Here is a 23,396-nt window from a genome sequence, read left to right on the forward strand (position 1 = left end):
CTGCAGCACCACGACCCCGCCAACGACCGTCGGCGCCCGAACCTTCCCGGAGGACCGCCCCATGCGCATCGGCATCCTGACCGGCGGCGGCGACTGCCCGGGCCTCAACGCGGTCATCCGCGCCATCGTCCGCAAGAGCGTCCAGTCCGGCGACGAGGTGGTCGGTTTCCGCGACGGCTGGCGCGGTGTGCTCGAGGGCGACACCGTGCAGATGGACCTCGCCGCGGTGCGGGGCATCCTGCCCCGCGGCGGCACCGTCCTGGGCACCTCGCGCACCAACCCCTACGCGCTGCAGGGCGGCGCCGACCGGGTGCTCGCCACGCTCGAGCGGCTGGGCGTCGACGCGCTCATCCCCATCGGCGGGGAGGACACCCTGGGCGTGGCCACGAAGCTCGCCGAGGCCGGCGTCCGGGTGGTCGGCGTCCCCAAGACCATCGACAACGACCTCGACGCCACCGACTACACCTTCGGCTTCGACACCGCCCTCGGTGTGGCCACCGAGGCCATCGACCGGCTGCACACCACCGGCGACAGCCACCACCGCACGCTCGTCGTCGAGGTGATGGGCCGGCACGCCGGGTGGATCGCCCTGCACGCCGGGATGGCCGGCGGCGCCACCGTCGTCCTCATCCCGGAGCAGCCCTTCGACGTGGACGCCGTCGTCGACCACTGCCAGCACCGCTTCGACTCCGGCTACTCGCCGATCGTGGTGGTCTCCGAAGGGGCCTCGCCGAAGGACGGCGACCTGGTGCTCGCGGCGGGCGAGCGCGACGCGTTCGGCCACGTCCGCCTCGGCGGCATCGGCACGGCGCTGGCCTCGCTGATCGAGCAGCGCACCGGCCGGGAGGCGCGGGCCGTCGTCCTGGGGCACATCCAGCGCGGTGGCACCCCCTCGCCGTTCGACCGGGTGCTGGCCACCCGCTTCGGGCTGGCCGCGCTCGACGCGGTGCACGACGGCGCGAGCGGCGTCATGGTCGCGCTGCGCGGCACCGACATCGTGCGGGTGCCGCTGGCCGAGGCGACGGCGCAGCTGAAGCTGGTGCCCGTCGAGCGCTACGCCGAGGTCGAGGTGTTCTTCGGCTGAGCAAGGACCCTCCGCCCCCGCCCCTCGGCCCCCTGCAGGGTTCCGCCGCGAGCTCGCGAGCGGTGCGGGCAGGGGGTGGTCCTTCTGCTGCAGGCAGGCCGTTCCGGAGGGCTGCGGCAGAGCCGCCGGTACCCTCTGATGGCGTGACCCTCACCGACCCGGCTGCCGCGCTGCCCGACCTGGACCGGTGGCGGGAGCTGCCCGCGGCCCAGCAGCCGGAGTGGCCCGACCGCGCCGCGCTCGACGCCGTCCTGTCCACCCTCTCCTCGGTGCCCCCGATCGTGGCGCCCGGCGAGGTCGACGAGCTGCGCACGCGGCTGGCGGAGGTGGCGCAGGGCCGGGCGTTCCTGCTGCAGGGCGGCGACTGCGCGGAGACCTTCGACCTCAACACCGACGCACACCTGCAGAGCACCACGCGCACGCTGCTGCAGATGGCCGTCGTCCTGACCTACGGCGCCAGCGTGCCGGTGGTGAAGGTGGGCCGGGTGGCCGGGCAGTACGCCAAGCCGCGCTCCTCGAACACCGACGCCCTCGGCCTGCCCTCCTACCGCGGCGACATGGTCAACGCGTTGGAGCCGGTGCTCGAGCAGCGCATCCCCGACCCGAACCGGCTGGTGCGCGCCTACGCCAACTCCGCGGCCGCGATGAACATGATCCGCGCCTACGCGCGCGGTGGCCTCGCCGACCTGCACGCCGTGCACGACTGGAACAAGGACTTCGTGGCCAGCTCCCCGGCCGGGGTGCGGTACGAGGTGATCGCCCGCGAGATCGACCGCGCGCTGGCGTTCATGAAGGCCTGCGGCGTCGACGACACCGCGCTGCGTGGTGTGGAGCTCTACAACAGCCACGAGGGGCTCATCCTCGACTACGAGCGGGCGCTGCTGCGGGTGCACGACGGCCGGGCCTACGCCGCCTCGGCGCACTTCGTCTGGATCGGCGAGCGCACCCGTCAGCTCGACGGCGCCCACGTGGAGTTCATGTCGCGGATCGCCAACCCGATCGGCGTCAAGATCGGGCCCTCAACCACCCCGGAGCAGGCCACCGAGCTCGTCGAGCGGCTCGACCCCGACGGCGTCCCGGGCCGGCTCACGCTCATCAGCCGGATGGGCAACGGGAAGATCCGCGACGTCCTCCCCGCCATCGTGGAGAAGGTCACCGCCAGCGGCCACCAGGTCGTGTGGCAGTGCGACCCGATGCACGGCAACACCCACGAGTCCTCCACCGGCTACAAGACCCGGCACTTCGACCGGGTCGTCGACGAGGTGCTCGGCTTCTTCGACGTCCACCGGGCGCTGGGCACCTGGCCCGGCGGCATCCACATCGAGCTCACCGGCGAGGACGTCACCGAGTGCCTCGGCGGGGCCATGGAGATCAGCGACGAGGACCTCAACAGCCGCTACGAGACCGCCTGCGACCCGCGGCTGAACACCGGGCAGTCGCTGGAGCTCGCCTTCCTGGTCGCGGAGATGCTGCGTGGCTGACGTGATCGACCTGCGCTCCGACACCGTCACCAAGCCGACGCCCGGCATGCGCCGGGCGATGGCCGAGGCCGAGGTCGGGGACGACGTCTACGGCGAGGACCCCACGATCAACGCCCTCGAGGAGCGCGTGGCCGGCCTGTTCGGCCACGAGGCGGGCCTGTTCGTGCCGTCGGGGACGATGGGCAACCAGATCGGCCTGCGCCTGGTCTGCGAGCCGGGCCAGGAGGTGCTCTGCGACGCCGACGCGCACATCGTCACCTACGAGATGGGCGCGGCGGCCGTGCTCTTCGGCATCTCCACCCGCACGGTCGTGTCGGCCGGCGGCCGGCTCGACACCGCCGCACTTGTCGAGCAGGTGCGCCCGCACGGGGACTGGCACCTGACCGCCACGGCCGCCGTCGCCGTGGAGAACACGCACAACCGCGGCGGCGGCCTCGTGCAGCCGCTGGACCAGCTGCAGGCGCTGTGGGACTGGTCGCGGCAGGCCGGCGTCAAGGTGCACCTCGACGGCGCAAGGATCTTCAATGCGCACGTGGCCTCGGGGGTCGGCCTGGCCACCTACGGCGGACTCGCCGACACCGCCTCGGTGTGCCTGTCCAAGGGGCTCGGCGCGCCGGTCGGCTCGGTGCTCGTCGCCTCCGCCGAGCGGATCGCCGCCGCCCGGCTGTGGCGCAAGCGGCTCGGTGGCGGGATGCGGCAGGCCGGCGTGCTCGCCGCGGCGGGGCTGTACGCGCTCGACACCCACCTCGACCGGCTGGCCGAGGACCACGAGCACGCGCAGCTGCTGGCCAAGCGGCTGGGTGTGGACCCCACCACCGTGCACACCAACATCGTGCGGCTGGACGACGTCCCGGCCCCGCTCGTGGCCGAGGCCGCCAAGGCGCAGGGGGTCCTGGTCTCCCAGGTCAACCCGCGCCGGCTGCGGCTGGTGACCAACCTCGGCGTCGACCGCGCCGGCGTCGAGCGCGCCGCCGACGTCCTCGCGGGGATCCTCGACCGCTGAAGGAGGACCTCCCCGGTCCCCGCCACTCGCCGGCTCGCGGCGGGACCCGGCAGGGAGGCCGGCGACGCGACGGTCAGCAGGAGTTGAACAGCAGCCGATCCGGCGTGCCGGCCCGGCTGGCCGTCCGGGAGAGGACGACGCGGCTCCGGACCTGTCGCCGAGTGGCCCCGGAGGGGTCCGCGCCGGCGTGGCGCAGCGGCTCGGCCGGCCAGGGGACGGCGGAGTCAGGCGGCGGGGGCCTGGAGCTCCGCGGTGCCGTCGCGCAGGGAGCACAGCAGGGCGATGTCCTTGGCGTGGCCGTCGTCCTCGCTGGGCGTCTCCACGACGGCCGGGACGCCGGCCATCGAGGGGTGGGCCAGCAGCTCGGCGAACGGCGCCACCCCGAGCGAGCCGGCGCCGATGGTGGTGTGCCGATCCCGCTTGGAACCGCACTCGTCGAGGGAGTCGTTGGCGTGCACCAGGCCCAGCCGGCCCGGACCGACGGTCGCCTCGAGCGCGTCAAGGGTCGCCGCCATGCCGCCGGGCGCGGTCAGCTCGTGACCGGCCGCCCAGGCGTGGCAGGTGTCGAAGCAGACACCGAGCAGGGGGTGGTGCTCGAGGGCGGCGAAGTACGGCCCGAGGTCCTCGACGGTGGCGGCCAGCGACCTGCCCCCACCGGCCGTCGGCTCCACCAGCAACCGCGGGCCGTCGTCCGGCGCGGCCTCGAGCACGGGCAGCAGCCGCTCGTGCAGCTGGCGCAGCGCGTGCTCGTAGCGGTCCTCACCGACGGCGGACCCGGCGTGGACGACGACGCCCCGACAGCCGAGCTGGGCGCCGCGGGCGAGGTTGTGCGCGATGGTGGCGATCGACTGCTCGACGGTCGCCTCGGTGGGGGAGCCGACGTTGACCAGGAACGGCGTGTGGATGAAGGCGGGCACCCCGCGCTCGGTGCAGCCCGCGGTGAACAACGCGTCCTGCCGGGGGTCGCCGGCGGTCAGCCTCCAGCCGCGCGGGTTGCCGACGAAGACCTGCACCGCCCGCGCGCCGACGGCGTCGGTGTACGCCAGGCCGCCCTTGGCCAGCCCGCCCTTGATCTGGATGTGCGCCCCGATGGGCGGCACCCCTGCAGGAGTACGCAGCGCCCTCAGTCCTGTCCGAAGGTCACCAGGATGGTCACCGGTGTGCCGATGTCGACCGTCTGCCCGGCGGCCGGGCTCTGCCGGAACACCCGGTCGCCGTAGAACTGGCTGACCTTCACCTGCAGGCCGGCCTGCTGCAGCAGCGCGGCCGCCTCCTGCTGGGTGCGGCCGACCACGTCGGGCACCTGCACCTGCGGCAGCCCGCCCGACACCTGCAGGGTGACGGTGCTCTTGTACGGCGCCTGCTGGCCGGTGGCCGGGGTGACCGCCATGACCTCTCCGGTGTCGACGTCGGCGCTGCGGCCCTCGGTGCGCTCCACGGTGAAGCCCAGCGACTTCAGGTTCGCCGTCGCCTCATCCGGGGAGAGCCCGACGACGGCCGGCACCGTCACCGGCTTGTGTCCGCGGCTGACGTAGATCACCAGTTCCTGGTCCCGCTTGAGCTCGGTGCCGGCCTCCGGCTTGAAGCCGGTCACGTGGCCGACCGGCACCTTGTCGTCGTAGTCCTGCACCTCCTGCGTGACGACCGGGACCTCGGTCAGCGCGGCGTGGACCTCCTCCAGGGAGAGGCCGACGAGGGACGCCGGGGCCTCGAACCGCTCGGGCCCTCGGGATACCACCAGCCGGACGTCGGTGCCGCGGATGGCCTCGCCACCGTCGGGCTCGGCGGCGATGACGACGCCGTCGGGGACGTCCTCGCTGAACTCCTCCTCGCAGCAGTCGGGGCTCAGCCCGGCCTCCTGCAGCAGGTCGATCGCGGCCGACTGCTCCTTGCCGGCCAGCTGCGGCACCGTCGTCCACCGGCCGGACCCCAGCCACCAGCCGACGGCCCCGATGGTGACCGCGGTGAGCAGCACGAGGGCCAGGGCCAGCCGCGCGCGGCGGCGCCGGATGTGCGCCGGTACGCCGGGACGGGTGCGTTCGGGCGCAGGTCGTCGTGCACCGGGGTCCGAACCGGACACGGTGCCGGGCAGCATCGAGGTGCGGTTGCCGCCGCCGCGGCCGGGGCGGGTGCCGCCGGGGCCGAGCACCTCGGTGCGCGGGGCGGCCGGGTCGCCGGTCTGCCGGGTGGGGCGGCTGGGCCGGTTGGTCGGCCGCAGCGTCTCGGGGGTGGCGCTGCTGCGCCCGGTGGGCACCGGCACGCGCTCGATGCCGAGGTCGTTGCGCACGTCCTCGAGGTCGGCGAGGAACGCGCCGGCGTCCAGCGGACGGATGGCGGGCTCGCGGCGGGTGGTGCGCGCGACCAGCTCGTCGACCTCCCACGGCAGGCCGGGCACCTCGTCCGACGGGGTGGGCATGTCGTGGTGCACGTGCTGGTAGGCCACGGCCAGCGGGGTGTCGCCCCCGTAGGGCGGGTGGCCGGTCAGCATCTCGTAGAGGACGACGCCGGCGGCGTAGACGTCGCTGCGGGCGTCGGCCTTGCCGCGCTCGAGCTGCTCGGGGGAGAGGTAGGCGACGGTGCCGATGAGCACACCGCCGGTGTGGCTGGTCTGCCCGGTGCCGGTGAGCGCGCGGGCCAGACCGAAGTCGGCGACCTTCACCACGCCGTCGGCGCCGATGAGCACGTTCTCGGGCTTGATGTCGCGGTGCACGATCCCGGCGCGGTGCGCCGCGGTCAGCCCCGCGAGCACCGGCTCCAGGACGGCGAAGGCCTCGGCGACGGTGAGCCGGCCGCGGGCCTGCAGCAGGTCGCGCAGCGTGCGGCCGCGGACCAGCTCCATCACCAGGAACACCAGGCCCTGGTCGCTGCCCTGGTCGCTGACCGACACGACGTTGGGGTGGCTGAGCATGGCCGCGGCCCGCGCCTCGCGGGTGAACCGGTCGACGAAGGTCGGGTCGTGCGCCAGGTGCTCGGCCATCACCTTGACGGCCACGGTGCGGTGCAGCCGCAGGTCGGTGGCGGCGTAGACGGTGGACATGCCGCCCCGGGCGAGGCGCTCCTCGAGCAGGTATCGCCCCTCGAGGACGAGGCCGACCACGGGGTCGGTCACTGCGGTGTCCACCCGGCCGAGTGTAGGAGGGGAGCGGTTCCCGGCCGTCCGCACACGCGGAGCGCGGACAGGTGTGACGGGTTCACCCGTCACACCCGCCACCAGCACACCGGCGTCCTCCGGACGCCACCACAACGCGTCCTCCGGAGGCCACCACGGCTCCGTGCCGTCCCCGGCCGGCGCGGAGCCCCTCGAGCACCTCGTCGGGGAGGCCTCCGGCCCCCGCTCCTCGGGCTCAGGTCAGGTCGCCACCGAGCTCGAGGCCGGGGTAGAGCGGGTGCCGGTCCAGCAGCTCGGCGGCCGCGTCGCGGGTCCGGTCGGCCAGGCCGTCGGCCGTCGCGTACTTCGCCTTGGACGGCGAGCCGTCGCGGGTCGCGGTCGGCGTGGTGTTCGACAGGACGTCGACGATCAGCTCGGCGGTGCGGTCGAACTCGTCCGCCCCGAAGCCGCGGGTGGTCAGGGCCGGGGTGCCCAGCCGGACGCCGGAGGTGTACCAGGCGCCGTTCGGGTCGGCCGGGACGGCGTTGCGGTTGGTCACGATGCCGGCGTCCAGCAGCGCGGACTCCGCCTGGCGGCCGGTCAGGCCGAAGCCGGAGACGTCGATGAGCACCAGGTGGTTGTCGGTGCCGCCGGTGACCAGCCGCGCGCCACGGCGGGTCAGCCCCTCCGCGAGGGCGACGGCGTTGTCGACGATGCGCTGGGCGTACCCGGCGAAGGCCGGCTGCCGGGCCTCGGCGAAGGCGACGGCCTTGGCGGCCATGACGTGCGGGAGCGGGCCGCCGAGCACCATCGGGCAGCCGCGGTCCACCGCGTCGGCGTACTCCGGCTGGGCCAGCACCATGCCGCCGCGCGGGCCGCGCAGGGACTTGTGCGTCGTCGTGGTGGCGACGTGCGCGTGCGGCACCGGGTCGAAGTCGCCGGTGAGGACCTTCCCGGCGACGAGGCCGGCGAAGTGCGCCATGTCGACGACGAGGGTGGCGCCCACCTCGTCGGCGATCTCGCGCATCTTCGCGAAGTCGACGCGCCGCGGGTAGGCGGAGTAGCCGGCCATGAGGATCAGCGGCCGGAACTGCCGGGCCCGCTCGCGGACGGCGTCGTAGTCGAGCAGCCCGGTCGCGGGGTCGGTGCCGTAGGAGGACTGCTCGAACATCTTGCCGCTGATGTTCGGGCGGAAGCCGTGGGTCAGGTGGCCGCCGGCGTCCAGCGACATGCCGAGCATCCGCTGATCGCCGAGCTGGTGGCGCAGCGCCGCCCAGTCGGCGTCGGTGAGCTCGTTGACGTGCCGGACGCCGGCCTTCTCCAGCGCGGGGGACTCCACGCGGGAGGCCAGCACCGCCCAGAAGGCGACCAGGTTGGCGTCGATGCCCGAGTGCGGCTGCACGTAGGCGTGCGGGGCGCCGAACAGCTCGCGGGCGTGCTCGGCGGCCAGCGCCTCCACGGTGTCGACGTTCTGGCAGCCGGCGTAGAAGCGGTGCCCGACGGTGCCCTCGGCGTACTTGTCCGACAGCCAGTTGCCCATGGTGAGCAGCACGGCGGGGCTGGCGTAGTTCTCGCTGGCGATCAGCTTCAGCGAGGCCCGCTGGTCGGCGAGCTCGGCACCGATCGCGTCGGCCACACGGGGCTCGACCGCACCGATGACCTGCAGGGCACTGCGGTAGGCGGCCGAGGCGGTGGCGGCGTCGAAGGAGGCGGTGGCGTCGGTGATGGCGGCGTCGGTCATGAGAGGGCTCCAGCGCGAGGGGACGACGGGTGGGTGCCCAGGCGCCCGGCGGGGTGGTGCGGGCCGCTCCCCGGTGGTGGTCCACCTCAGCAGCGCCAGTCACGGCCCCGCCCCATCGTATCGGGGAGTCGGGGGCGGGTCGGCCGTCCCGGGGACGGTGGGACGGGGGTCATAGGCTCGGACGTCATGGAGACGCTCACCCCCGCGGAGGTCGCCGGCGTACTGGGGGTCTCGCCGAACCGGGTCCGCCAGCTGCTGCGCGAGCACAAGCTCATGGCCGTGCCCGGCAGCGGCAACAGCCGGATCCCCGCGGACTTCCTCCAGGACGGCGCCGTCCTCAAGCACCTGCCCGGGCTGATCACCGTGCTCAAGGACGGCGGGTTCAGCGACGAGGAGGCCTTCGAGTGGCTGTTCCGCGCCGACGAGACGCTGCCGGGCACCCCTGTCGAGGCGCTGCGGCACGACCGGCACACCGAGGTCACCCGGCGCGCCCAGGCCCTGGCGTTCTGAGCCGGGGCGAGGGGAGGGAGCAGGTGGCGTGGGGCAGCTGACCTACCTCGCGCTGCTGGCCGGCTGCCTGGTCGTCACCGCGCCGCTCGAGCTGCTGCTGCGGGTGCGGGTGTACCCGCGCTGGCGGCGGCTGCTCGTCGCGGTCGCGCCGGAGTTCGCCGTCTTCGTGGTCTGGGTGCTGTACGCGATCGCGCAGGGCCACTGGGACTACTCCGACGAGCTGACCCTCGGGGTCCGGCTGCCCGGCGGCATCCCGGTCGAGGAGGTGCTGTTCTTCCTCGTCGTCCCGCTGTGCTCGGTCCTGGCGCTGGAGGCGGTGCGGAGGGTGACCGGCTGGGACGCGGGCTACCCCGCCGAGGAAGCGGAGGTGGGCCGGTGAGCCCCCGGTGTGCGCTGTGCCGGCGTCCTCCCCGCTCCGCGGGCGCGATCCCGTCCGCAGAGCGGGGAACCCGCCCGCGGAAGGGACGGCGGTCGTGAGCTACAGCGCCCTCGCGGTCACCGCCGTCGTCGCCGTCCTCGTGCTGGACCTGGCCGTGTACCGCACCCGGATGGTCACCCGGCCGGTGTTCTGGGTGGCCTACGCGATCATCATCACGTTCCAGCTGCTGATGAACGGCGTGCTGACCGGGCTGGAGGTCGTCACCTACGACCCGGACACGATCTGGGGCCCGCGGATCGCCTACGCGCCGGTCGAGGACCTGCTGTTCGGTTTCGCCATGGTCACCCTGACCCTGGCCAGCTGGGCGGCGGTCAACCGGCGGGCGAACACCGCCAGGCGCCGCGGCCTGGACACCCGCACCCGGCGGTCGAGCACCCGGTAGTCGGCCCGCTCGATCTCGGTGAGGATGCCGCCGTAGAGGTCGGTCGCCGCGCGCACGCAGTCGCGGGACTCGGGCGCGAGCATCGGCGTCCCCGGCGCGGCGTCGTCGTAGCGGCGGCGCACGATCGCGACCATCTCGCGCATCAGCTCGCGGAAGTTGCCGTCGTACCGCTTCTCGGCGAGCTGCTCGCGGGTGACGCCGTGCGCGGCCATGAGGTCGGCGGGCAGGTAGACCCGGCCGCGGTCGACGTCCTCGGCGACGTCGCGCAGGAAGTTGGTGAGCTGGAAGGCCTCGCCCAGGGCGATCGCGTGCGGAGCGGCCTCCTCGCGGGCCACGCCCGGCGCGGTGCCCAGCACGGGGAGCACCTGGAGCCCGATGACCGACGCCGAGCCCCACATGTAGCGGTCCAGGGCGTCCATGTCGGCGTACCCGGTGACGTCGAGGTCGCTGGTCATCGCGGCGAGGAAGTCGACGAGGTGCTCGACGGGGATGCCGTGCCGGCGGTACGTGTGCACCAGCGCGAGCCGTACCGGGTCGTCGGACCAGCCGGCCTCCAGCTCGGCGAGCACCGCGCGGGACCACTCGGCGAGGTCGCCCGCCGGGTCGGGACCGGGGTGGTCGACGAGGTCGTCGGCGGTGCGGGCGGCGGCGTAGAGGGCGTGGATCGCCGGGCGCCGGTCGGGCGTGAGCAGCCGGGTGGCCAGGTGGTAGCTCTTGCCGTGCCGGGCGGCGATCGCGGCGCACTCCCGGTAGGCGGCGTCGAGCCGGGCCTGCCGCTCGGCCTGGGTGCGCGGTGGGTCGACGAGGGTCATCGGGTCCCCGCCCCGAGGTGGTCCGGCCTCTTCCGCGGGGATGGCCGGTCAGGGCCGGTGATCCGTTCGGCGGCGAGCCGGCCGCTGATGACGACCATCGGCACGCCGACGCCGGGCTGCACCGAGGAGCCGGCGAGGACCACGTTCTCCGGGCCGCGCCGGGGCAGCGTCGGCGTCCGGAAGGGGCCGGTCTGCCCGAAGGTGTGCGCCAGCGCGAACGGCGTCCCGGCGGCCATGCCCTGCGCCGCCCAGGTCGGCGGGGTGTCGACGTGCTCGACCTCGATGGCGCCGCTGATCCCCGTCCAGCCGCGCTGCTCCATCACGGCGAGCACCTCGTCGCGGTAGCGGGGGCCCACCGTCGGCCAGTCCAGGTCGGGGTTGCCGCCGCTGTGCCGGTCGAGGTTCGGGGTGGGCGCCACGATGCTGAGCACCTGCCCGCCCTCGGGCGCGAGGCTGCGGTCGGTGTACGACGGCATGCTGACCAGCAGGCTCGGGTCGGTCATCGGGCGGCCGTCCCGGGTGAGCTCGTCGAACACCTCGCGCCAGGCGGCGCCGAAGCTGATCGTGTGGTGCGCCTGGCCGGGCAGCGGGTCGCGGACGCCGACGTGCACCGCCACGCAGGACGGCGAGTACACCGGCCGCCGCACCCGCCGGAACCCCGGCACCAGCGCCTCCGGCCGGTCGACGGTGACGACGACGGCGTCGGCGGGCAGCCGCTCGCCGTCGTCCAGCAGCACGCCGCTGACCCGCGACCCGCGGACCTCCAGCTCCCGCACCTCGGCATCGTGGCGGAACCCGACCCCGGCGTCTGCGGCCGCGGCCGCCATGGCCCGCGGGACGGCGGCGATCCCGCCCACCGGGTGCCAGACGCCGGCGCCGATGTCGAGCTGGGCGATGACGGCGTAGGCGGCGATCGCGCGGTAGGGCGAGACCCCCGCGTAGAGCGCCTGGAAGCTGAACAGCCGGCGCAGCCGGTCGTCGGTGAAGAACCGCTCGACGTGCCGGGACAGCCGGCCGAAGCCGCCGCGCCGGACCAGCTGCACGAGCTCGGGGCCGAGCAGGTCCAGCGGGGTGTCGAGGTTGCGGTCGATGAAGGTGGACAGCTGCAGCCGGTAGAGCGCGGCCAGGTCGGCCAGGTAGCGGCGCAGCGCCGCCGCCTCGCCCGGCCCGCACAGCGCCTCGACCTCGGCGGCGAAGGCGTCGACGTCGGCGTGCACGTCGAGGTGCGAACCGTCGGCGAACTGCGCGCGGTAGGTGGTCTCCAGCGGGACCAGCTGCAGCCGGTCCTCGAGCTTGTCGCCCACCGCGGCGAGGGTGTCGGCGACCAGCTCGGGGGCGGTGAACACCGACGGGCCCGTGTCGAGGGCGTAGCCGCGCTCCTCGATCCGCCCGGCGCGCCCGCCGGGCCCGGAGCCGCGCTCGACGACGGTCACCTCGCGGCCGGCGCCGCGCAGCCGCAGCGCCGCCGACAGCCCGGCGAGGCCGGCGCCGACGACGACGACCCGGTCGGTGGGCCCGGGGACGGTGCGGACCATCAGGCGGTGCGGGTGGTGGCGGCGACGGCGAGCGCGTCGAGGGCGGCACGGGCGTCGTCGGCCAGCGGGGCCTCGGCGATGGCGGTGCGCGCCAGCGTGGTGCGCTCGGCGATCCGCTGCTCGACCTGCGCCCGGGCGCCGGTGGACTCGATGAGCGCCCGCAGCGCGTCGAACTCGGCCGGCCCGGCGGCGGGGTCGCCCAGGGTCTCGGTCAGCAGCCGCCGCCCGTCGCCGTCCGCGGCCTCCTCGGCCAGGGCCACCAGCAGCGTCTGCTTGCCCTCGCGCAGGTCGTCGTCGGCGGACTTCCCGGTGATCGACGGGTCGCCGAACACCCCGAGGACGTCGTCGCGCAGCTGGAACGCCTCACCCAGCGGCAGGCCGATGGCGGTGTAGAGGTCGGCGGCGCGCTCGCCGGCGCCGGCGATGGCGGCCCCCAGCTGCAGCGGGCGCTGCACGGTGTAGCCGGCGCTCTTGTACCGGGCGACGGTGAGCGCGCCCTGGGCGCCGGGCAGGCCGCCGGCGGCGCGCAGCAGGTCCAGGTACTGCCCGGCGGTGACCTCGGTGCGCATGGTGTCCCAGACCGTGCGGGCCCGGGAGAGCGCGGCAGCGGAGATGCCCGAGCAGCGCAGCAGCTCGTCGGACCACACCAGTGCGAGGTCGCCGACGAGGATCGCCGCGCCCACGCCGAAGGTGTCGCCGTCCCCGGACAGCTCGCCGTCCCCGTGCCGGGAGGCGAAGCCGACGTGGGTGGCGGGGCGGCCGCGGCGGGTCAGCGCGCCGTCCATCACGTCGTCGTGCACCAGCGCGCTGGCGTGCACGAACTCCAGCGCGGCGACGGCCCGCAGCACGGCCGCGTCGGACTCCCCAGGGCCCTCGCCGCGGACGCCGCGCCAGCCCCAGTAGGCGAACAGCGGGCGCAGCCGCTTGCCGCCGTCGGCCAGGGCGCAGACCTCGTCGACCACCGGGAGCAGCGACTCGTCCATCCCCGCGAGCGTCTGCCGCTGCACCTCGAGGAAGTCCGAGAGGGCGGTCCAGACGGCCGCGCGGACGCGGTCGACCTCGGCGGCGGCCGGCGGGGGAGCCGGGGGGAGGACGGGTGTCTCGCGCTGCTGCGCCCCGGCGGTCACGGAGCGAGTATCGCGCGCGACTCGATCAGGCGCGGCCGGGATCCGGGCGGAGTGGGTCAGGGCCACGGGGTCTGCCTCCTGGGGCCGGGGGTGCGGCTGTGGCGGGGGGTCTTCGCCGGGGGCCCGCCGGACGGATGCAGCGCTGGCCGGGCCATGGCCGGTCCGTATCCTCGCTGTCCATGACGCGGACCGTGCGCGAGCTGCTCGCCGAGGGCCGGCCGACGTGGTCCTTCGAGTTCTTCCCGCCCAAGAGCCCCGAGGGCGCCGCCCAGCTGTGGACGGCGCTGCGCGAGCTGGAGCGGCTGCACCCGTCGTTCGTGTCGGTCACCTACGGCGCCGGCGGGTCGACCCGCGAGGGCACGGTGTCGGTCACCGAGCGCATCGCCACCGAGACGACGATGACGCCGCTGGCCCACCTGACCGCCGTCGACCACAGCGTCGCCGAGCTCCGGCACGTGGTCAGCCGGCTGGCCGCCGCGGGGGTGCGCAACCTGCTGGCGCTGCGCGGCGACCCGCCGGGCGCGGATCCGCAGGCCGAGTGGGTGGCCCACCCCGAGGGGCTGACCTACGCCGCCGAGCTGGTCGAGCTGATCCGGTCGATAGGCGACTTCTCCGTCGGCGTGGCCGCGTTCCCGGAGCGGCACCCGCGCTCGCCGGACTTCGACACCGACGTCGAGATGTTCGTGCGCAAGTGCCGGGCCGGCGCCGACTTCGCGATCACGCAGATGTTCTTCCGCGCGGAGGACTACCTGCGGATGCGCGACCGGGTGGCCGCCAAGGGCTGCGAGGTGCCGGTCATCGCCGGCGTGATGCCGGTGACCAACGCCCGGCAGATCACCCGGATCGTGCAGCTCTCGGGGCAGGCGTTCCCCGAGCACCTGGCGGCCCGCTTCGCCGAGCTGGACGGCGACGGCCCCGAGGCGAGGGCGGCGGTGCGGGCCTACGGCGTCGAGGTGGCCACCGAGCTGTGCCGGACGCTGCTCGACGAGGGCGTGCCGGGCATCCACTTCATCACCATGAACAGGTCGACGGCGACCCGCGAGGTCCACGCCAACCTGGCCGCGGTCGGCACTCCTCACTGAGCCGGGCCGGCCGGCCGGCCACCGCGTCCGGCTGCGGGTGCCCGGCCGGCCAGCAGCGCCGCGGTCTCGGCCGCCGCGCGGCGCAGGCCCTCGCGCTCGGCGGCGTAGCCACCGACGGTGCCGACCACCGGCAGGTTGGAGAGCGCCCGGTGCCGCAGCTTGCCCTTGGGCCGGGCGTCGAGGGTGTCGTCGATGCGGCCGAGGAGCCGGGCGACCCGCCACAGCGTGCGGACGGCGCCCCGGTCCTCGCGCTCCCCGAGGACGTCGTCGGCGTAGGCGCCCCGCGCCCGCTCCAGCAGCGGACGCACCCGTTCGGCGGGCAGGTCCCGGTCGAGCAGCACCTGCGCCAGCAGCGACACCCGCTCGGCCTCGTCCTCGACGCCGTGCTCGGACGCCACCCCGCCGACCACCACGGCCTGGACCGCCGAGCCGACCGTGTTCTGCAGCGGCAGCAGGTCGGCGAGCTTGCCGGCGAAGCGGGGGACGGCGCTGACCCCGGCGGCGACGCGGGAGACCCGGTCGGCCCACCACTGCTCGCGCTCGGCCTGCGGGAGCTCCGGGGGCCGGCCGAGCCGGCGGACCAGCGGGGCGGTCAGCCGGTCGACCCGGCGGAGGACGTCGACGACGACCGCGTCGCTCATGGGGGGCGCCATGGAGTCGCTCTACCCGCGGTCGGCGCCGGGCCATGCACGCGGGCGCGGTCCGTGGGGACGCCCAGGGGGTCACGCCGGAGAGCGGTCCTCGTCCGGCGGCTCGGCCAGCGGCGCGCGGGTGCGGGTCATCAGCTCGACCAGCTCCGTGACCGCGCCACGCACCGCGGCGATCTCGTCGGCCACCGCGCGCAGGTCGCCGTCGCCCCGGCCGGGCAGTGCCGACGTCGCGGCCGTGATGCCGTCGACCTCCACCGCGCTGCGCTCCAGCCGCTCCAGGTCGGCCAGCTGGCGCAGCTCGGTCGAGAGCAGCGCCGCCTGGTCGCGGTAGCGGATCAGCGCGTCGGCGCGGTGCCCGAGCCGGAGGGCTGCGGCTTCCAGCGCGGCCGACTGGCGGTCCCAGTACTCCGCCGCCGTCCCGGCCGGCCGCACCCCGAGGGCGACGCGGGCCGACCGGATGCGCAGGGCGAGGTCGACGATCCGGTCGACCTCGGCCCGACCGTCGAAGCGGCTCGCCGCGAGCAGCGGTGAGGACCAGGACGGCTCCCGCACCGTCTCGGCCCACGCCCGGCCGGCGGCCGCGGCAACCCGGGCCTCGGTCGTGTCCCAGGCCGCGAAGGCCGCCTCGGGTGCCGGCGTCGGCGGCTCGGGGGCGGGAGCAGGCAGCCCCAGGCGGGCACGCGCGGCCCGGTCCAGCCGGGCGGCGGCCGCGCGCAGGCGCGCCCACCGCGACGAGGGCCCGCGCCGGGGCGACCGGACGACGACCAGCCGGCCCTCGGTCAGGTACCGGTCGGGCCACAGCGCCATGCCCTCGTCCCACAGCGCCATGCCGTCGTCCCGCAGCGCCATGCCGTCGTCCCGCAGCGCCATGCCGTCGTCGTCCGCCGTCGCCATGGTCCTGCCCTCCTGCCGCCCCCGGTGAGCAGCCCGTCGCCCCAGGGTGCCGGTCACGGTCGCCCGAGGAGGTCCCCGTCCGGACCACGCGTTCGGCGTGTCCTGACCGGGTAGTGCTGCCGGGAACGCCGAACGGGGTGCGGCCCGGTGCGGCAGGACGGACCGTGATCACCGAGACTGCACACGAGTGCTGACCAACTGGGAGGACGTTCCGTGGCGGGTGGACTGGTAGCCCTGTTCGACGACGTGGCGGTGCTGGCGCGCGCCGCCGCCGCCTCCGTCGACGACATCGGGGCGGCTGCAGGACGAGCCAGCGTCAAGGCCGCGGGTGTCGTCGTCGACGACACCGCCGTCACACCGCAGTACGTGCACGGCCTGACCGCCGAGCGGGAGCTGCCGATCATCCGGCGCATCGCCGTCGGCTCGCTGCGCAACAAGCTGCTGATCATCCTGCCCGCCATCCTGCTGCTCAGCCAGTTCCTGCCGTTCCTCCTCACCCCGATCCTGATGATCGGAGGGGCCTACCTGTGCTACGAGGGCGCGGAGAAGGTCTGGCACAAGATCAGCGGCCACGCCGAGGCCCACGCATCGGTGGAGCAGGCGCTCCCGGACGAGAAGACGATCGTGTCCGGGGCCGTGCGCACCGACTTCATCCTCTCGGCGGAGATCATGGTCATCTCGCTGAACGAGGTGGCCGGCGAGGGCTTCTGGGCCCGCGCGGTGATCCTCGCGGTCGTCGCGGTCGGCATCACGGTCCTCGTCTACGGCGTCGTCGGCCTCATCGTGAAGATGGACGACGTCGGGCTGTCCCTGTCCCAGCGCCCCGGGAAGGGGATCTCCCGGTTCGGCCACGGACTGGTGAAGGCGATGCCGCGGCTGCTCGCCGCGCTGACCGTGGTCGGGACCGCCGCGATGCTGTGGGTCGGCGGCCACATCCTGCTGGTGGGCAGCGACGAGCTGGGTCTGCACGCCGTCTACGGCGCCGTGCACCACCTGGAAGAACTCGCGCACGACGCCACCGGCGCCCTCGGCGGGGTCGTGGGGTGGCTCGTCAACACCCTCGCCAGCGCGCTCGTCGGGCTCGTCGTCGGGGCGCTGATCGTGCTCGTCATGAACCTCACGGTGCACCGGCGCAAGGCCTCCTCCGCGTCCCACTGAGAGGACCCGTCCTCCCCAGCCCTCGCAGGCTCGCGGTGAGCCTCTCGACGGGGCCTGGAGCCGGGACGGGGGCCAGGCCGGCATGCCCGCTCGTACCTTGGGGAGCATGGCGACACGGGGGCAGGGTGCGCTCGCCCGCTGGGCGGCGGTCGGCCTGCTCGTCGCGGCGCTGGTGGCCCTGCCGTCGGTCGTCGCGGCGCTGCCCGCCGACGACGCCGGCGTCCCCGCGGCCGGGCTGCGGGCCGCCGCCCTCGGCAGCGCCGACGTCGGCTTCTCCGGCTACGCGGTCTCCGCCGGCGGGCTGGCCCTGCCGGTGTCCGACCGGCTCACCGACGTCGCCGACCTCTTCAGCGACCGCACGCTCATGCGGGTGTGGTGGCGCGGACCGGAGGACCACCGGGTCGACGTGGTCAGCGGAGCCGGGGAGATCGGCGTGCACCGCGACCCCGGCGGCACCTGGACCTGGGACTTCGAGGCCGGCACCGCCACCCGCGGCGCCCCGGCCCCCCTCGCACTGCCCACCCCGCCGGACCTGCTGCCCGCCGCGCTCGGCCGTCGGCTGCTGTCCGAGGCCGCCGACGACGAGCTCTCCCGCGCCGGCGCCCGGCGGGTGGCCGGCCGCGACGCGCTGGGGCTGCGGCTGGTGCCGGCCGACGCCGCCTCGTCGGTCGGCCGGGTCGACGTGTGGGTCGACCCCGCCAGCGGGCTGCCCCTGCAGGTGGAGGTGTTCGCCGAGGGCGCCGACCTGCCGGCGCTCGACACCCGCTTCCTCGACCTCGACCTCGCCGTGCCCCCGGCCGACGTCGTCGACTTCACCCCGCCGCCGGAGGCCACCCTGCTGACCGCGCCCGACACCGAGGAGTTCATCGCCCGGGCCGAGGAGCGGGCGCCGGACGGAAGGCTGCCCCGGGAGCTGGCCGGCCTGCCCCGGAGGACCCTCCCCGGCGTGCCCGGCGCGGTCGGCGTGTACGGCCGCGGTGTGACCCTGCTGGCGGCCGCGCCGGTGCCGGAGCGGTTGGCCGGGGGGCTGCGCGAGGCGCTGACCGCCAGCCCGGACGCCGTCACCGACGACCTGGGCACGCGGGTCGCCGCGGGACCGCTCGGGCTGATGCTGGTGTCCCCGCCGGACGGCCCGGCCTACGTGCTCACCGGCACGGTGACCCTCGACGCGCTTGCCGACGCCGCCCGCCGGCTCCCCGGGGCGGCCTCGTGAGCGAGCGTGCGAGCCCACGCACGAGCACAGCGGTGATCCGCACCCGGGGGCTGGTCAAGCGCTACGGCCGGCTGCGCGCGGTGGACGGCATCGACCTCAACGTCCGCGCCGGCGACGTCTACGGCTTCCTCGGCGCCAACGGCTCGGGCAAGACGACGACGGTGCGGATGCTGCTGGGCCTGGTGCTGCCCACCGCCGGCGAGGTGGAGCTGCTGGGCGAGCGGATGCCGCGCGCCGGCCGCCGCGTGCTCCCCCGGGTGGGCGCGCTGGTGGAGGGGCCGGCGCACCACGGGCACCTGTCCGGGCGGACCAACCTCGCGCTGATCGACGCCGCCGGGCCGGGCGGCTCCCGGCGCACCCGCCGGGCCCGGATCGAGGAGGTGCTCGAGCAGGTGGGGCTCGGCGGGATCGACCGGCGGCCGGTGCGCGCCTACTCCCTCGGCATGCGGCAGCGGCTGGGGCTGGCCGCCGCGCTGCTGCGCCGTCCCGAGCTCCTGGTGCTCGACGAGCCGACCAACGGCCTGGACCCGCAGGGGATCCACGAGATCCGGGACCTGCTGCTCGACCTGAACCGCGGCGGGACGACAGTGTTCCTCTCCAGCCACCTGCTGGCCGAGGTCGAGCAGCTGTGCACCCGCGTCGGCGTGCTCGACCGCGGCCGGCTGGTGCTGCAGGACGAGCTGGCCCGGCTGACCGCGCCCACCGGCGCCACGGTGGTGGACACCCCGGCCGCCGACCGGGTGCGGGCGGTGCTCGACGGGCGGGTGCTCGGGGTCGACGGCTCGCGGGTCGTGGTGCGCGGCACCGACCCGGCCGAGGTCAACGCACTGCTCGTGGGCGCAGGGGTGCCGGTGACGGGGCTGGCGCTGCAGCGGCCCACCCTGGAGGAGGTCGTGCTCGCCGCGGCCGGCAGCAGCGCCGACCGGGTGGAGGCGGCCCGGTGATCGGCGTCGAGCTGCGCAAGCTGTTCCGCCGTCCGCGCACGTGGGTGACGATCGCCGTCCTCAACGCGCTGCCGGTGCTGGTCGCCGTCCTGCTGCAGCTGACCGACCTGGCACCGCGGCCGGGGGAGGGCCCGCCGTTCCTCTCCGCCGTCCTCACCAACGGTGCGCTGTTCCCGCTGGCCGCGCTGGCCATCGTGCTGCCGCTGTTCCTGCCCATCGCGGTCGCCGTCGTCGCCGGGGACGCCGTCGCCGGCGAGGCGCAGGCCGGCACGCTGCGCTACCTGCTGGTCCGCCCGTCCGGGCGCACCCGGCTGCTGGTCGCCAAGCTGGTCGCGCTCATGGCCTTCGTGCTGGTCACCGTGCTGGTGGTGGCGGGCGTGGGCTACCTCGTGGGGACGACGCTGTTCGACGCCCAGCCCGTCGGTGGCGGGACGTCGGTGTCGGGCACCTCGCTGACGCAGCAGGAGCTGGCCGGCCGCAGCGTGCTGGCCATCGGGTACGTGACAGTCTCCATGCTCGGCGTCGCCGCCTTCGGGCTGTTCTTCTCCACGCTGACCGACTCGCCGCTGGCCGCCGCACTGGGCGCGCTGGCCGTGCTGGTCACCTCGTCGCTGCTCTTCACGCTGGACGCCGCCTCCCCGATCGCGCCCTACCTGCCGACCCGCTACTGGCTGGCCTTCGTCGACCTGTTCCGCGACCCGATCCTGTGGCGGGACGTCGTCCGCGGGCTGGCGCTGCAGGGGGTCTACGTCGGCGTGCTGCTGGCCGCGGCGTGGGCCAACTTCACCACCAAGGACGTCACCAGCTGAGCGTGTCGCCGCCGACCCGCTAGCGTCCGCCGGGTGCGCGCGGTCGCGGTCCTGCTGGTGCTCGCCTGCACGCTCCTGGCCTGCGGGCCGGCCGCCACTGCCGCCCCGCCCGCGCGCTCGCCGATCGCGTCCTCGTCGCTGGAGCCCGCCGCCTGCCCGGTGCCGGTGCCCGACGGCGCGCGGGTCGAGTGCGGCCGGCTGACCGTGCCCGAGTCCCGGCAGCGACCCGACGGCCGCACGATCCGGCTGCTGGTCGCGGTGGCACCCAGCCCGACGCCGCGGTCCCTGCCCCCGCTGCTGGTCACGGCCGGCGGTCCGGGCTCGAGCAGCACCGGCCTGCTGGGACTGGCCGGGTCGGGCTACGCCGAGGGCCGCGACGTCGTCGTCCTCGAGCAGCGCGGCACCCGGGAGTCGGAGCCGTCGCTGGACTGTCCCGAGGTGGAGGGCGCCTTCCTCGCCAACGCGACCACGGCCGACCCGGTGGCCGAGGAGAACGCGCGCGAGGTCGCTGCCGCGCGGGAGTGCGCCGACCGGCTGCGCGGAAAGGGGATCGACCTGGCCGCCTACACCACCACCGAGAACGCGGCCGACATCGCCGACCTGCGCCGGGCGCTGGGCTACGCGGAGTGGGACCTGTGGGGGCTGTCCTACAGCACGCGGCTCGTGCTGACCGTGCTCCGCGACCACCCCGAGGGCGTCCGCCGCGTCGTCCTGGACTCGGTGGTCCCGCCCGACGTCGCCCAGTACGACGTGCAGGTGTCCGCCCTGCGCACGGCCTACGAGCGGCTGGCCGGGGACTGCGCGGCCCTGCCCGCCTGCGCGCAGGGGTGGCCGGACCTGGACACGGCCCTCGTCGACGCGGCGTCGCGGCTGGACGCCCGGCCGCTGGACGTCGACGCCGTCTCGCCCGACACCGGGGAGCAGGTGCGGCTGCGGATGACCGGCGACGACCTGGTGACGGTGGTGTTCGACGCGCTCTACGACCCGTCGACGATCCGGTACGTCCCGCTGCTGGTGGACCGGCTGGGTGCGGGGGACGCCGAGGCCGCCGCCCCGGTCGCGGACGCCGCGCTGGAGGAGCTGAGCGGCCGATCGCTGGGGCTGTACTACTCCGTGCAGTGCGCGGAGAGGGTCCCGTTCACCACGCCGGGCGCGGTCGAGCGGGACGCCGCTGCGCTGCCCGGCCGCGCCGCGACCCACCTGCTGTGGCTGGGCTCGGACCCCGACGTCTGCCGGGTCTGGCCCGTGCCGCCGCGCCCGGAGGCGGCCGTCCCGGTGACGACCGACGTCCCGGTCCTGGTGCTCGCCGGGCGCTACGACCCGGTGACCCCGCCGGCGTGGGGCCGGCGGCTGGCCGACTCGCTGCCGACCGCGACCTTCGTCGAGGTCCCCGGTCAGGGGCACACGCCCTCCCTGCAGGGGAACTGCGCGCCCGGCATCGTCATCGACTGGCTGGCCGACCCCCGCGCGGTGCCGGACACCTCGTGCCTGGCCGGTCTGGCGCCGCCCGACGTGGTGGTGCCCGACGACGTGCACCTCACCGGCGCGGTGCACCGGCTGGCCGGCGAGGCCGAGCGCGGGCCGGGGCCGGGCCTGGTCCTGCTGGGAACCGCGCTGGTCGGCCTGCTGGTCGGGACGGGCGGCCTGCTGTGGCAGCTCCGCCGGGGGCCGGGCAGGCGGACGGCGGCGGTGCTGGCGCTGGGCGCGGCGGTCGTGGACCTGGCCGCGGTCGGCGTCCTGGTCGCGCTCGTGCTGGACGCCGCCGCGCACGACGAGCTGCTGCTCGGGTTCGGCCTCCCGCCGGTGGCCCGACCCGTGCTGTTCCTCCCGGTGCTCGGTGCGCTGCTGGCCGGGGGCGCGCTGGTGACCCTCGCCCTCCGCCGGGGTGCCGGGCAGCGCCGGGCGGAGCGGATGCCGGTCGTCGTCGCCGCGGTCTCGGCGCTGGGGCTGCTGGGGGTGCTCGCCGGCGTGGGCCTGCTGCCCTGACCCGTGCCCGGCGGGCGCGGGTCAGGGCCGAGCGGTCGGCCGTCGGCCCAGGAAGGCCACCAGGCGGTCCTCGGGGCCCGCGTCCGGCAGCAGCGGCACCGGCGAGCCGAACAGGACCGGGCGGGCTCCGTCGTCCACCAGGGACCTCGCCTCCCGGAGGAGCGCGGAGGCGAGCCCGGGCGGCATGGCGCGCCCCGAGCCGCAGGTCGTGGCGACGTCCCGGCCGTGGACCGCCAGTTCGACCGCACCGCCGCGGGCGGCCGCCTGCGCCCGTGCGGCGCCCGCCGTGCCCACCGGCTCCTCCGCAGCGGCCGACGTGAGGACGCCGAGCAGGCGCAACACGCGGTCGCGCGCGACGGCGGCGGGATCGGCGTCCCCCGGCGTGCGCGGCGGGGACGGCAGGGCGAGCTCGCCGGTGCGGACCAGGCCGGTGAGGCCGTCGGCCGAGTCGGCCAGGTGCAGCAGCAGGGTCCGCAGCGACCAGTCGGCGCACGGGGTCGGCCGGTCGAGGTCGGCGTCGGTGACCTCCGCCAGGCACTCGAGCGCGTAGCCGGCCGCGCGGGCGAAGAGCGCGACCTCCTCCGTCAGCGGGGGTGCCGCCGCCGCGGTCACGAGGTCCCCCCGGACGTCGCGGCCGTCGGCGCCATCTCCCACGGCGCCTCGGGCAGCACCTCGCCGGTCTCCAGCAGGGACTTGAGGTTGGCGAGCACCGCCGGCCACCCGTGCGAGATCTCGCCGAGCGCCGTCTCGTCGGCGAGGTTCTCGTGGGTCACGGTCAGCCGCACGATCCCGCCGTGCTCCTCGACGAGGAAGGTCACCACCGAGGCCCCGCCGGGCGGCTCGTCGCCGTCGGGCGCACCGAAGGTGATCACCAGGCGCCGCGGCGGATCCGTCTCGAGCACCCGGCCGGCCACGTCCGCCGCGCCCGACCCGTCGGTGCGCCGGTGCTCCCAGCGCGAGCCCGGCTGCCAGTCCGAGACGTTGGCGTGGCCCCAGTAGCGCGCGGTCAGGTCCGCGTCGGTGAGGGCCTGCCAGACCTGCTCCGCGCGGGCCCGGACGTAGGTGACGTAGACGTAGGTCGGCACGGAGGCCGCTCGTTCGGTCATGGCGTGCTCCTCTGCTCGCTGGCGGATGGCCTGCAGGGCCTCCAGCCGGGGCCGGTCGAAGGCCGAGATCCAGCGCTCGCCGATCTGGGAGATGGCGGCCGGGTTCAGGAAGTGCAGCCGCTCCCGGCCGCGGCGGACGACGGTGACGAGGCCGGCACGGACGAGGACGTCGAGGTGCTGGGTGGCCGACTGACGGGCCATCCCGAGCCGGGCGCAGAGCTCGCCCAGCGTCTGACCGTCCTGCTCGCGCAGCCGGTCGAGGAACAGCCGTCGGGTGGGGTCGGCCAGGGCCTTGAAGACCTGGTCCACGTCCCTGGTCCCCGAGGCCACGACCAGCATCATGCAGGCATCC

General features: G+C 75.6%; 21 protein-coding genes, 1 pseudogene and 1 riboswitch. Of the genes and pseudogenes, 12 read left to right on the forward strand and 10 right to left on the reverse strand.

Annotated elements, in window-relative coordinates; genetic code table 11:
* Positions 1–61: 61 nt before the first annotated feature.
* The 3 genes from ACWIX3_RS13740 to ACWIX3_RS13750 all read left to right on the forward strand — a co-directional run bounded on the left by ACWIX3_RS13740 (position 62) and on the right by ACWIX3_RS13750 (position 3,568).
* Positions 62–1,084, forward strand: coding sequence for a 6-phosphofructokinase (locus ACWIX3_RS13740; protein WP_448607910.1), 1,023 nt, complete (start codon positions 62–64; stop codon positions 1,082–1,084).
* 143 nt (positions 1,085–1,227) lie between these two features.
* Complete coding sequence (locus tag ACWIX3_RS13745; RefSeq protein WP_448607911.1) at positions 1,228–2,565, forward strand: class II 3-deoxy-7-phosphoheptulonate synthase; 1,338 nt, start codon at positions 1,228–1,230, stop codon at positions 2,563–2,565.
* Positions 2,558–3,568: a threonine aldolase family protein gene (locus tag ACWIX3_RS13750; RefSeq protein WP_448607912.1), complete on the forward strand. Its 1,011-nt coding sequence runs from the start codon at positions 2,558–2,560 to the stop codon at positions 3,566–3,568. Before ACWIX3_RS13745 ends, ACWIX3_RS13750 begins: the two co-directional genes overlap by 8 nt.
* A gap of 224 nt (positions 3,569–3,792) precedes the next feature.
* Here the strand turns inward: ACWIX3_RS13750 and ACWIX3_RS13755 are convergent, their stop codons facing one another.
* From ACWIX3_RS13755 to ACWIX3_RS13765, 3 genes are all read right to left on the reverse strand, one after another.
* Positions 3,793–4,668, reverse strand: coding sequence for a deoxyribonuclease IV (locus tag ACWIX3_RS13755; protein WP_448607913.1), 876 nt, complete (start codon positions 4,666–4,668; stop codon positions 3,793–3,795).
* A 23-nt stretch (positions 4,669–4,691) separates the two neighbouring features.
* Positions 4,692–6,689 carry a Stk1 family PASTA domain-containing Ser/Thr kinase gene (pknB, locus tag ACWIX3_RS13760; RefSeq protein ID WP_448607914.1) on the reverse strand — a complete coding sequence of 666 codons (1,998 nt, stop codon included), beginning with the start codon at positions 6,687–6,689 and terminating at the stop codon, positions 4,692–4,694.
* Positions 6,690–6,912: 223 nt separating this feature from the next.
* A complete protein-coding gene (locus ACWIX3_RS13765; RefSeq protein WP_448607915.1) occupies positions 6,913–8,397 on the reverse strand; it encodes a glycine hydroxymethyltransferase in 1,485 nt (494 codons plus the stop codon).
* Between the two features lie 28 nt (positions 8,398–8,425).
* A riboswitch (ZMP/ZTP riboswitch) is annotated at positions 8,426–8,510 on the reverse strand.
* A gap of 73 nt (positions 8,511–8,583) precedes the next feature.
* On the opposite strand from ACWIX3_RS13765, the gene ACWIX3_RS13770 reads away from it, so the two are divergent.
* From ACWIX3_RS13770 to ACWIX3_RS13780, 3 genes and pseudogenes are all read left to right on the forward strand, one after another.
* Entirely contained in the window at positions 8,584–8,907 is a 324-nt protein-coding gene (locus ACWIX3_RS13770) for an Rv2175c family DNA-binding protein (RefSeq protein ID WP_448607916.1), read from the forward strand.
* 28 nt (positions 8,908–8,935) lie between these two features.
* The gene (locus ACWIX3_RS13775) at positions 8,936–9,286 is read left to right on the forward strand and encodes a lycopene cyclase domain-containing protein (protein WP_448607917.1); all 351 of its coding nucleotides are present in this window, start codon (positions 8,936–8,938) and stop codon (positions 9,284–9,286) included.
* Between the two features lie 154 nt (positions 9,287–9,440).
* Positions 9,441–9,590 (forward strand): annotated as a pseudogene (locus ACWIX3_RS13780) (lycopene cyclase domain-containing protein); the annotation flags it as partial.
* Here the strand turns inward: ACWIX3_RS13780 and ACWIX3_RS13785 are convergent.
* From ACWIX3_RS13785 to ACWIX3_RS13795, 3 genes are read right to left on the reverse strand one after another with little or no spacing between them, the layout of a single operon-like run.
* A complete protein-coding gene (locus tag ACWIX3_RS13785) occupies positions 9,587–10,540 on the reverse strand; it encodes a phytoene/squalene synthase family protein (RefSeq protein WP_448607918.1) in 954 nt (317 codons plus the stop codon). The pseudogene ACWIX3_RS13780 and the gene ACWIX3_RS13785 overlap by 4 nt on opposite strands.
* Complete coding sequence (crtI, locus tag ACWIX3_RS13790; RefSeq protein ID WP_448607919.1) at positions 10,537–12,075, reverse strand: phytoene desaturase family protein; 1,539 nt, start codon at positions 12,073–12,075, stop codon at positions 10,537–10,539. The genes ACWIX3_RS13785 and crtI overlap by 4 nt, the downstream gene beginning before the upstream one ends.
* Positions 12,075–13,202 carry a polyprenyl synthetase family protein gene (locus ACWIX3_RS13795; protein WP_448607920.1) on the reverse strand — a complete coding sequence of 376 codons (1,128 nt, stop codon included), beginning with the start codon at positions 13,200–13,202 and terminating at the stop codon, positions 12,075–12,077. The genes crtI and ACWIX3_RS13795 overlap by 1 nt, the downstream gene beginning before the upstream one ends.
* Before the next feature lie 179 nt (positions 13,203–13,381).
* Here ACWIX3_RS13795 and metF point away from each other — a divergent pair, with 179 nt between their 5' ends.
* A complete protein-coding gene (gene metF / locus ACWIX3_RS13800; RefSeq protein ID WP_448607921.1) occupies positions 13,382–14,284 on the forward strand; it encodes a methylenetetrahydrofolate reductase [NAD(P)H] in 903 nt (300 codons plus the stop codon).
* On the opposite strand, the gene ACWIX3_RS13805 is transcribed toward metF, so the two are convergent.
* Together ACWIX3_RS13805 and ACWIX3_RS13810 are read right to left on the reverse strand one after the other, a co-directional pair.
* The gene (locus ACWIX3_RS13805) at positions 14,278–14,925 is read right to left on the reverse strand and encodes a hypothetical protein (protein WP_448607922.1); all 648 of its coding nucleotides are present in this window, start codon (positions 14,923–14,925) and stop codon (positions 14,278–14,280) included. The genes metF and ACWIX3_RS13805 overlap by 7 nt on opposite strands.
* Before the next feature lie 81 nt (positions 14,926–15,006).
* The gene (locus ACWIX3_RS13810) at positions 15,007–15,828 is read right to left on the reverse strand and encodes a hypothetical protein (RefSeq protein ID WP_448607923.1); all 822 of its coding nucleotides are present in this window, start codon (positions 15,826–15,828) and stop codon (positions 15,007–15,009) included.
* 213 nt (positions 15,829–16,041) lie between these two features.
* On the opposite strand from ACWIX3_RS13810, the gene ACWIX3_RS13815 reads away from it, so the two are divergent.
* The 5 genes from ACWIX3_RS13815 to ACWIX3_RS13835 all read left to right on the forward strand — a co-directional run bounded on the left by ACWIX3_RS13815 (position 16,042) and on the right by ACWIX3_RS13835 (position 21,938).
* Positions 16,042–16,986 carry a DUF808 domain-containing protein gene (locus ACWIX3_RS13815; protein ID WP_448607924.1) on the forward strand — a complete coding sequence of 315 codons (945 nt, stop codon included), beginning with the start codon at positions 16,042–16,044 and terminating at the stop codon, positions 16,984–16,986.
* Between the two features lie 106 nt (positions 16,987–17,092).
* Positions 17,093–18,199, forward strand: coding sequence for a sigma-E factor regulatory protein RseB domain-containing protein (locus tag ACWIX3_RS13820; protein ID WP_448607925.1), 1,107 nt, complete (start codon positions 17,093–17,095; stop codon positions 18,197–18,199).
* Positions 18,200–18,231: 32 nt separating this feature from the next.
* Positions 18,232–19,143, forward strand: coding sequence for an ABC transporter ATP-binding protein (locus tag ACWIX3_RS13825; protein WP_448607926.1), 912 nt, complete (start codon positions 18,232–18,234; stop codon positions 19,141–19,143).
* The gene (locus ACWIX3_RS13830; protein ID WP_448607927.1) at positions 19,140–19,952 is read left to right on the forward strand and encodes an ABC transporter permease; all 813 of its coding nucleotides are present in this window, start codon (positions 19,140–19,142) and stop codon (positions 19,950–19,952) included. The genes ACWIX3_RS13825 and ACWIX3_RS13830 overlap by 4 nt, the downstream gene beginning before the upstream one ends.
* A 33-nt stretch (positions 19,953–19,985) precedes the next feature.
* Positions 19,986–21,938 carry an alpha/beta fold hydrolase gene (locus tag ACWIX3_RS13835; protein ID WP_448607928.1) on the forward strand — a complete coding sequence of 651 codons (1,953 nt, stop codon included), beginning with the start codon at positions 19,986–19,988 and terminating at the stop codon, positions 21,936–21,938.
* A gap of 21 nt (positions 21,939–21,959) precedes the next feature.
* On the opposite strand, the gene ACWIX3_RS13840 is transcribed toward ACWIX3_RS13835, so the two are convergent.
* A complete protein-coding gene (locus ACWIX3_RS13840; RefSeq protein WP_448607929.1) occupies positions 21,960–22,550 on the reverse strand; it encodes a TIGR03086 family metal-binding protein in 591 nt (196 codons plus the stop codon).
* Positions 22,547–23,386, reverse strand: coding sequence for an ArsR/SmtB family transcription factor (locus ACWIX3_RS13845; protein ID WP_448607930.1), 840 nt, complete (start codon positions 23,384–23,386; stop codon positions 22,547–22,549). The genes ACWIX3_RS13840 and ACWIX3_RS13845 overlap by 4 nt, the downstream gene beginning before the upstream one ends.
* Between the last annotated feature and the right edge of the window lie 10 nt (positions 23,387–23,396).

Source organism: Geodermatophilus sp. URMC 60 (assembly GCF_053502585.1).

Bases quoted from the DNA above. Each gene is read 5' to 3' on its own strand.
- ACWIX3_RS13740 (WP_448607910.1), top strand. From the start codon at position 62: ATGCGCATCGGCATCCTGACCGGCGGCGGCGACTGCCCGGGCCTCAAC.
- ACWIX3_RS13765 (WP_448607915.1), bottom strand. From the start codon at position 8,397: ATGACCGACGCCGCCATCACCGACGCCACCGCCTCCTTCGACGCCGCC.
- ACWIX3_RS13770 (WP_448607916.1), top strand. From the start codon at position 8,584: ATGGAGACGCTCACCCCCGCGGAGGTCGCCGGCGTACTGGGGGTCTCG.
- ACWIX3_RS13785 (WP_448607918.1), bottom strand. From the start codon at position 10,540: ATGACCCTCGTCGACCCACCGCGCACCCAGGCCGAGCGGCAGGCCCGG.
- crtI (WP_448607919.1), bottom strand. From the start codon at position 12,075: ATGGTCCGCACCGTCCCCGGGCCCACCGACCGGGTCGTCGTCGTCGGC.
- metF (WP_448607921.1), top strand. From the start codon at position 13,382: ATGACGCGGACCGTGCGCGAGCTGCTCGCCGAGGGCCGGCCGACGTGG.
- ACWIX3_RS13805 (WP_448607922.1), bottom strand. From the start codon at position 14,925: ATGAGCGACGCGGTCGTCGTCGACGTCCTCCGCCGGGTCGACCGGCTG.
- ACWIX3_RS13810 (WP_448607923.1), bottom strand. From the start codon at position 15,828: ATGGCGACGGCGGACGACGACGGCATGGCGCTGCGGGACGACGGCATG.
- ACWIX3_RS13820 (WP_448607925.1), top strand. From the start codon at position 17,093: ATGGCGACACGGGGGCAGGGTGCGCTCGCCCGCTGGGCGGCGGTCGGC.
- ACWIX3_RS13845 (WP_448607930.1), bottom strand. From the start codon at position 23,386: ATGATGCTGGTCGTGGCCTCGGGGACCAGGGACGTGGACCAGGTCTTC.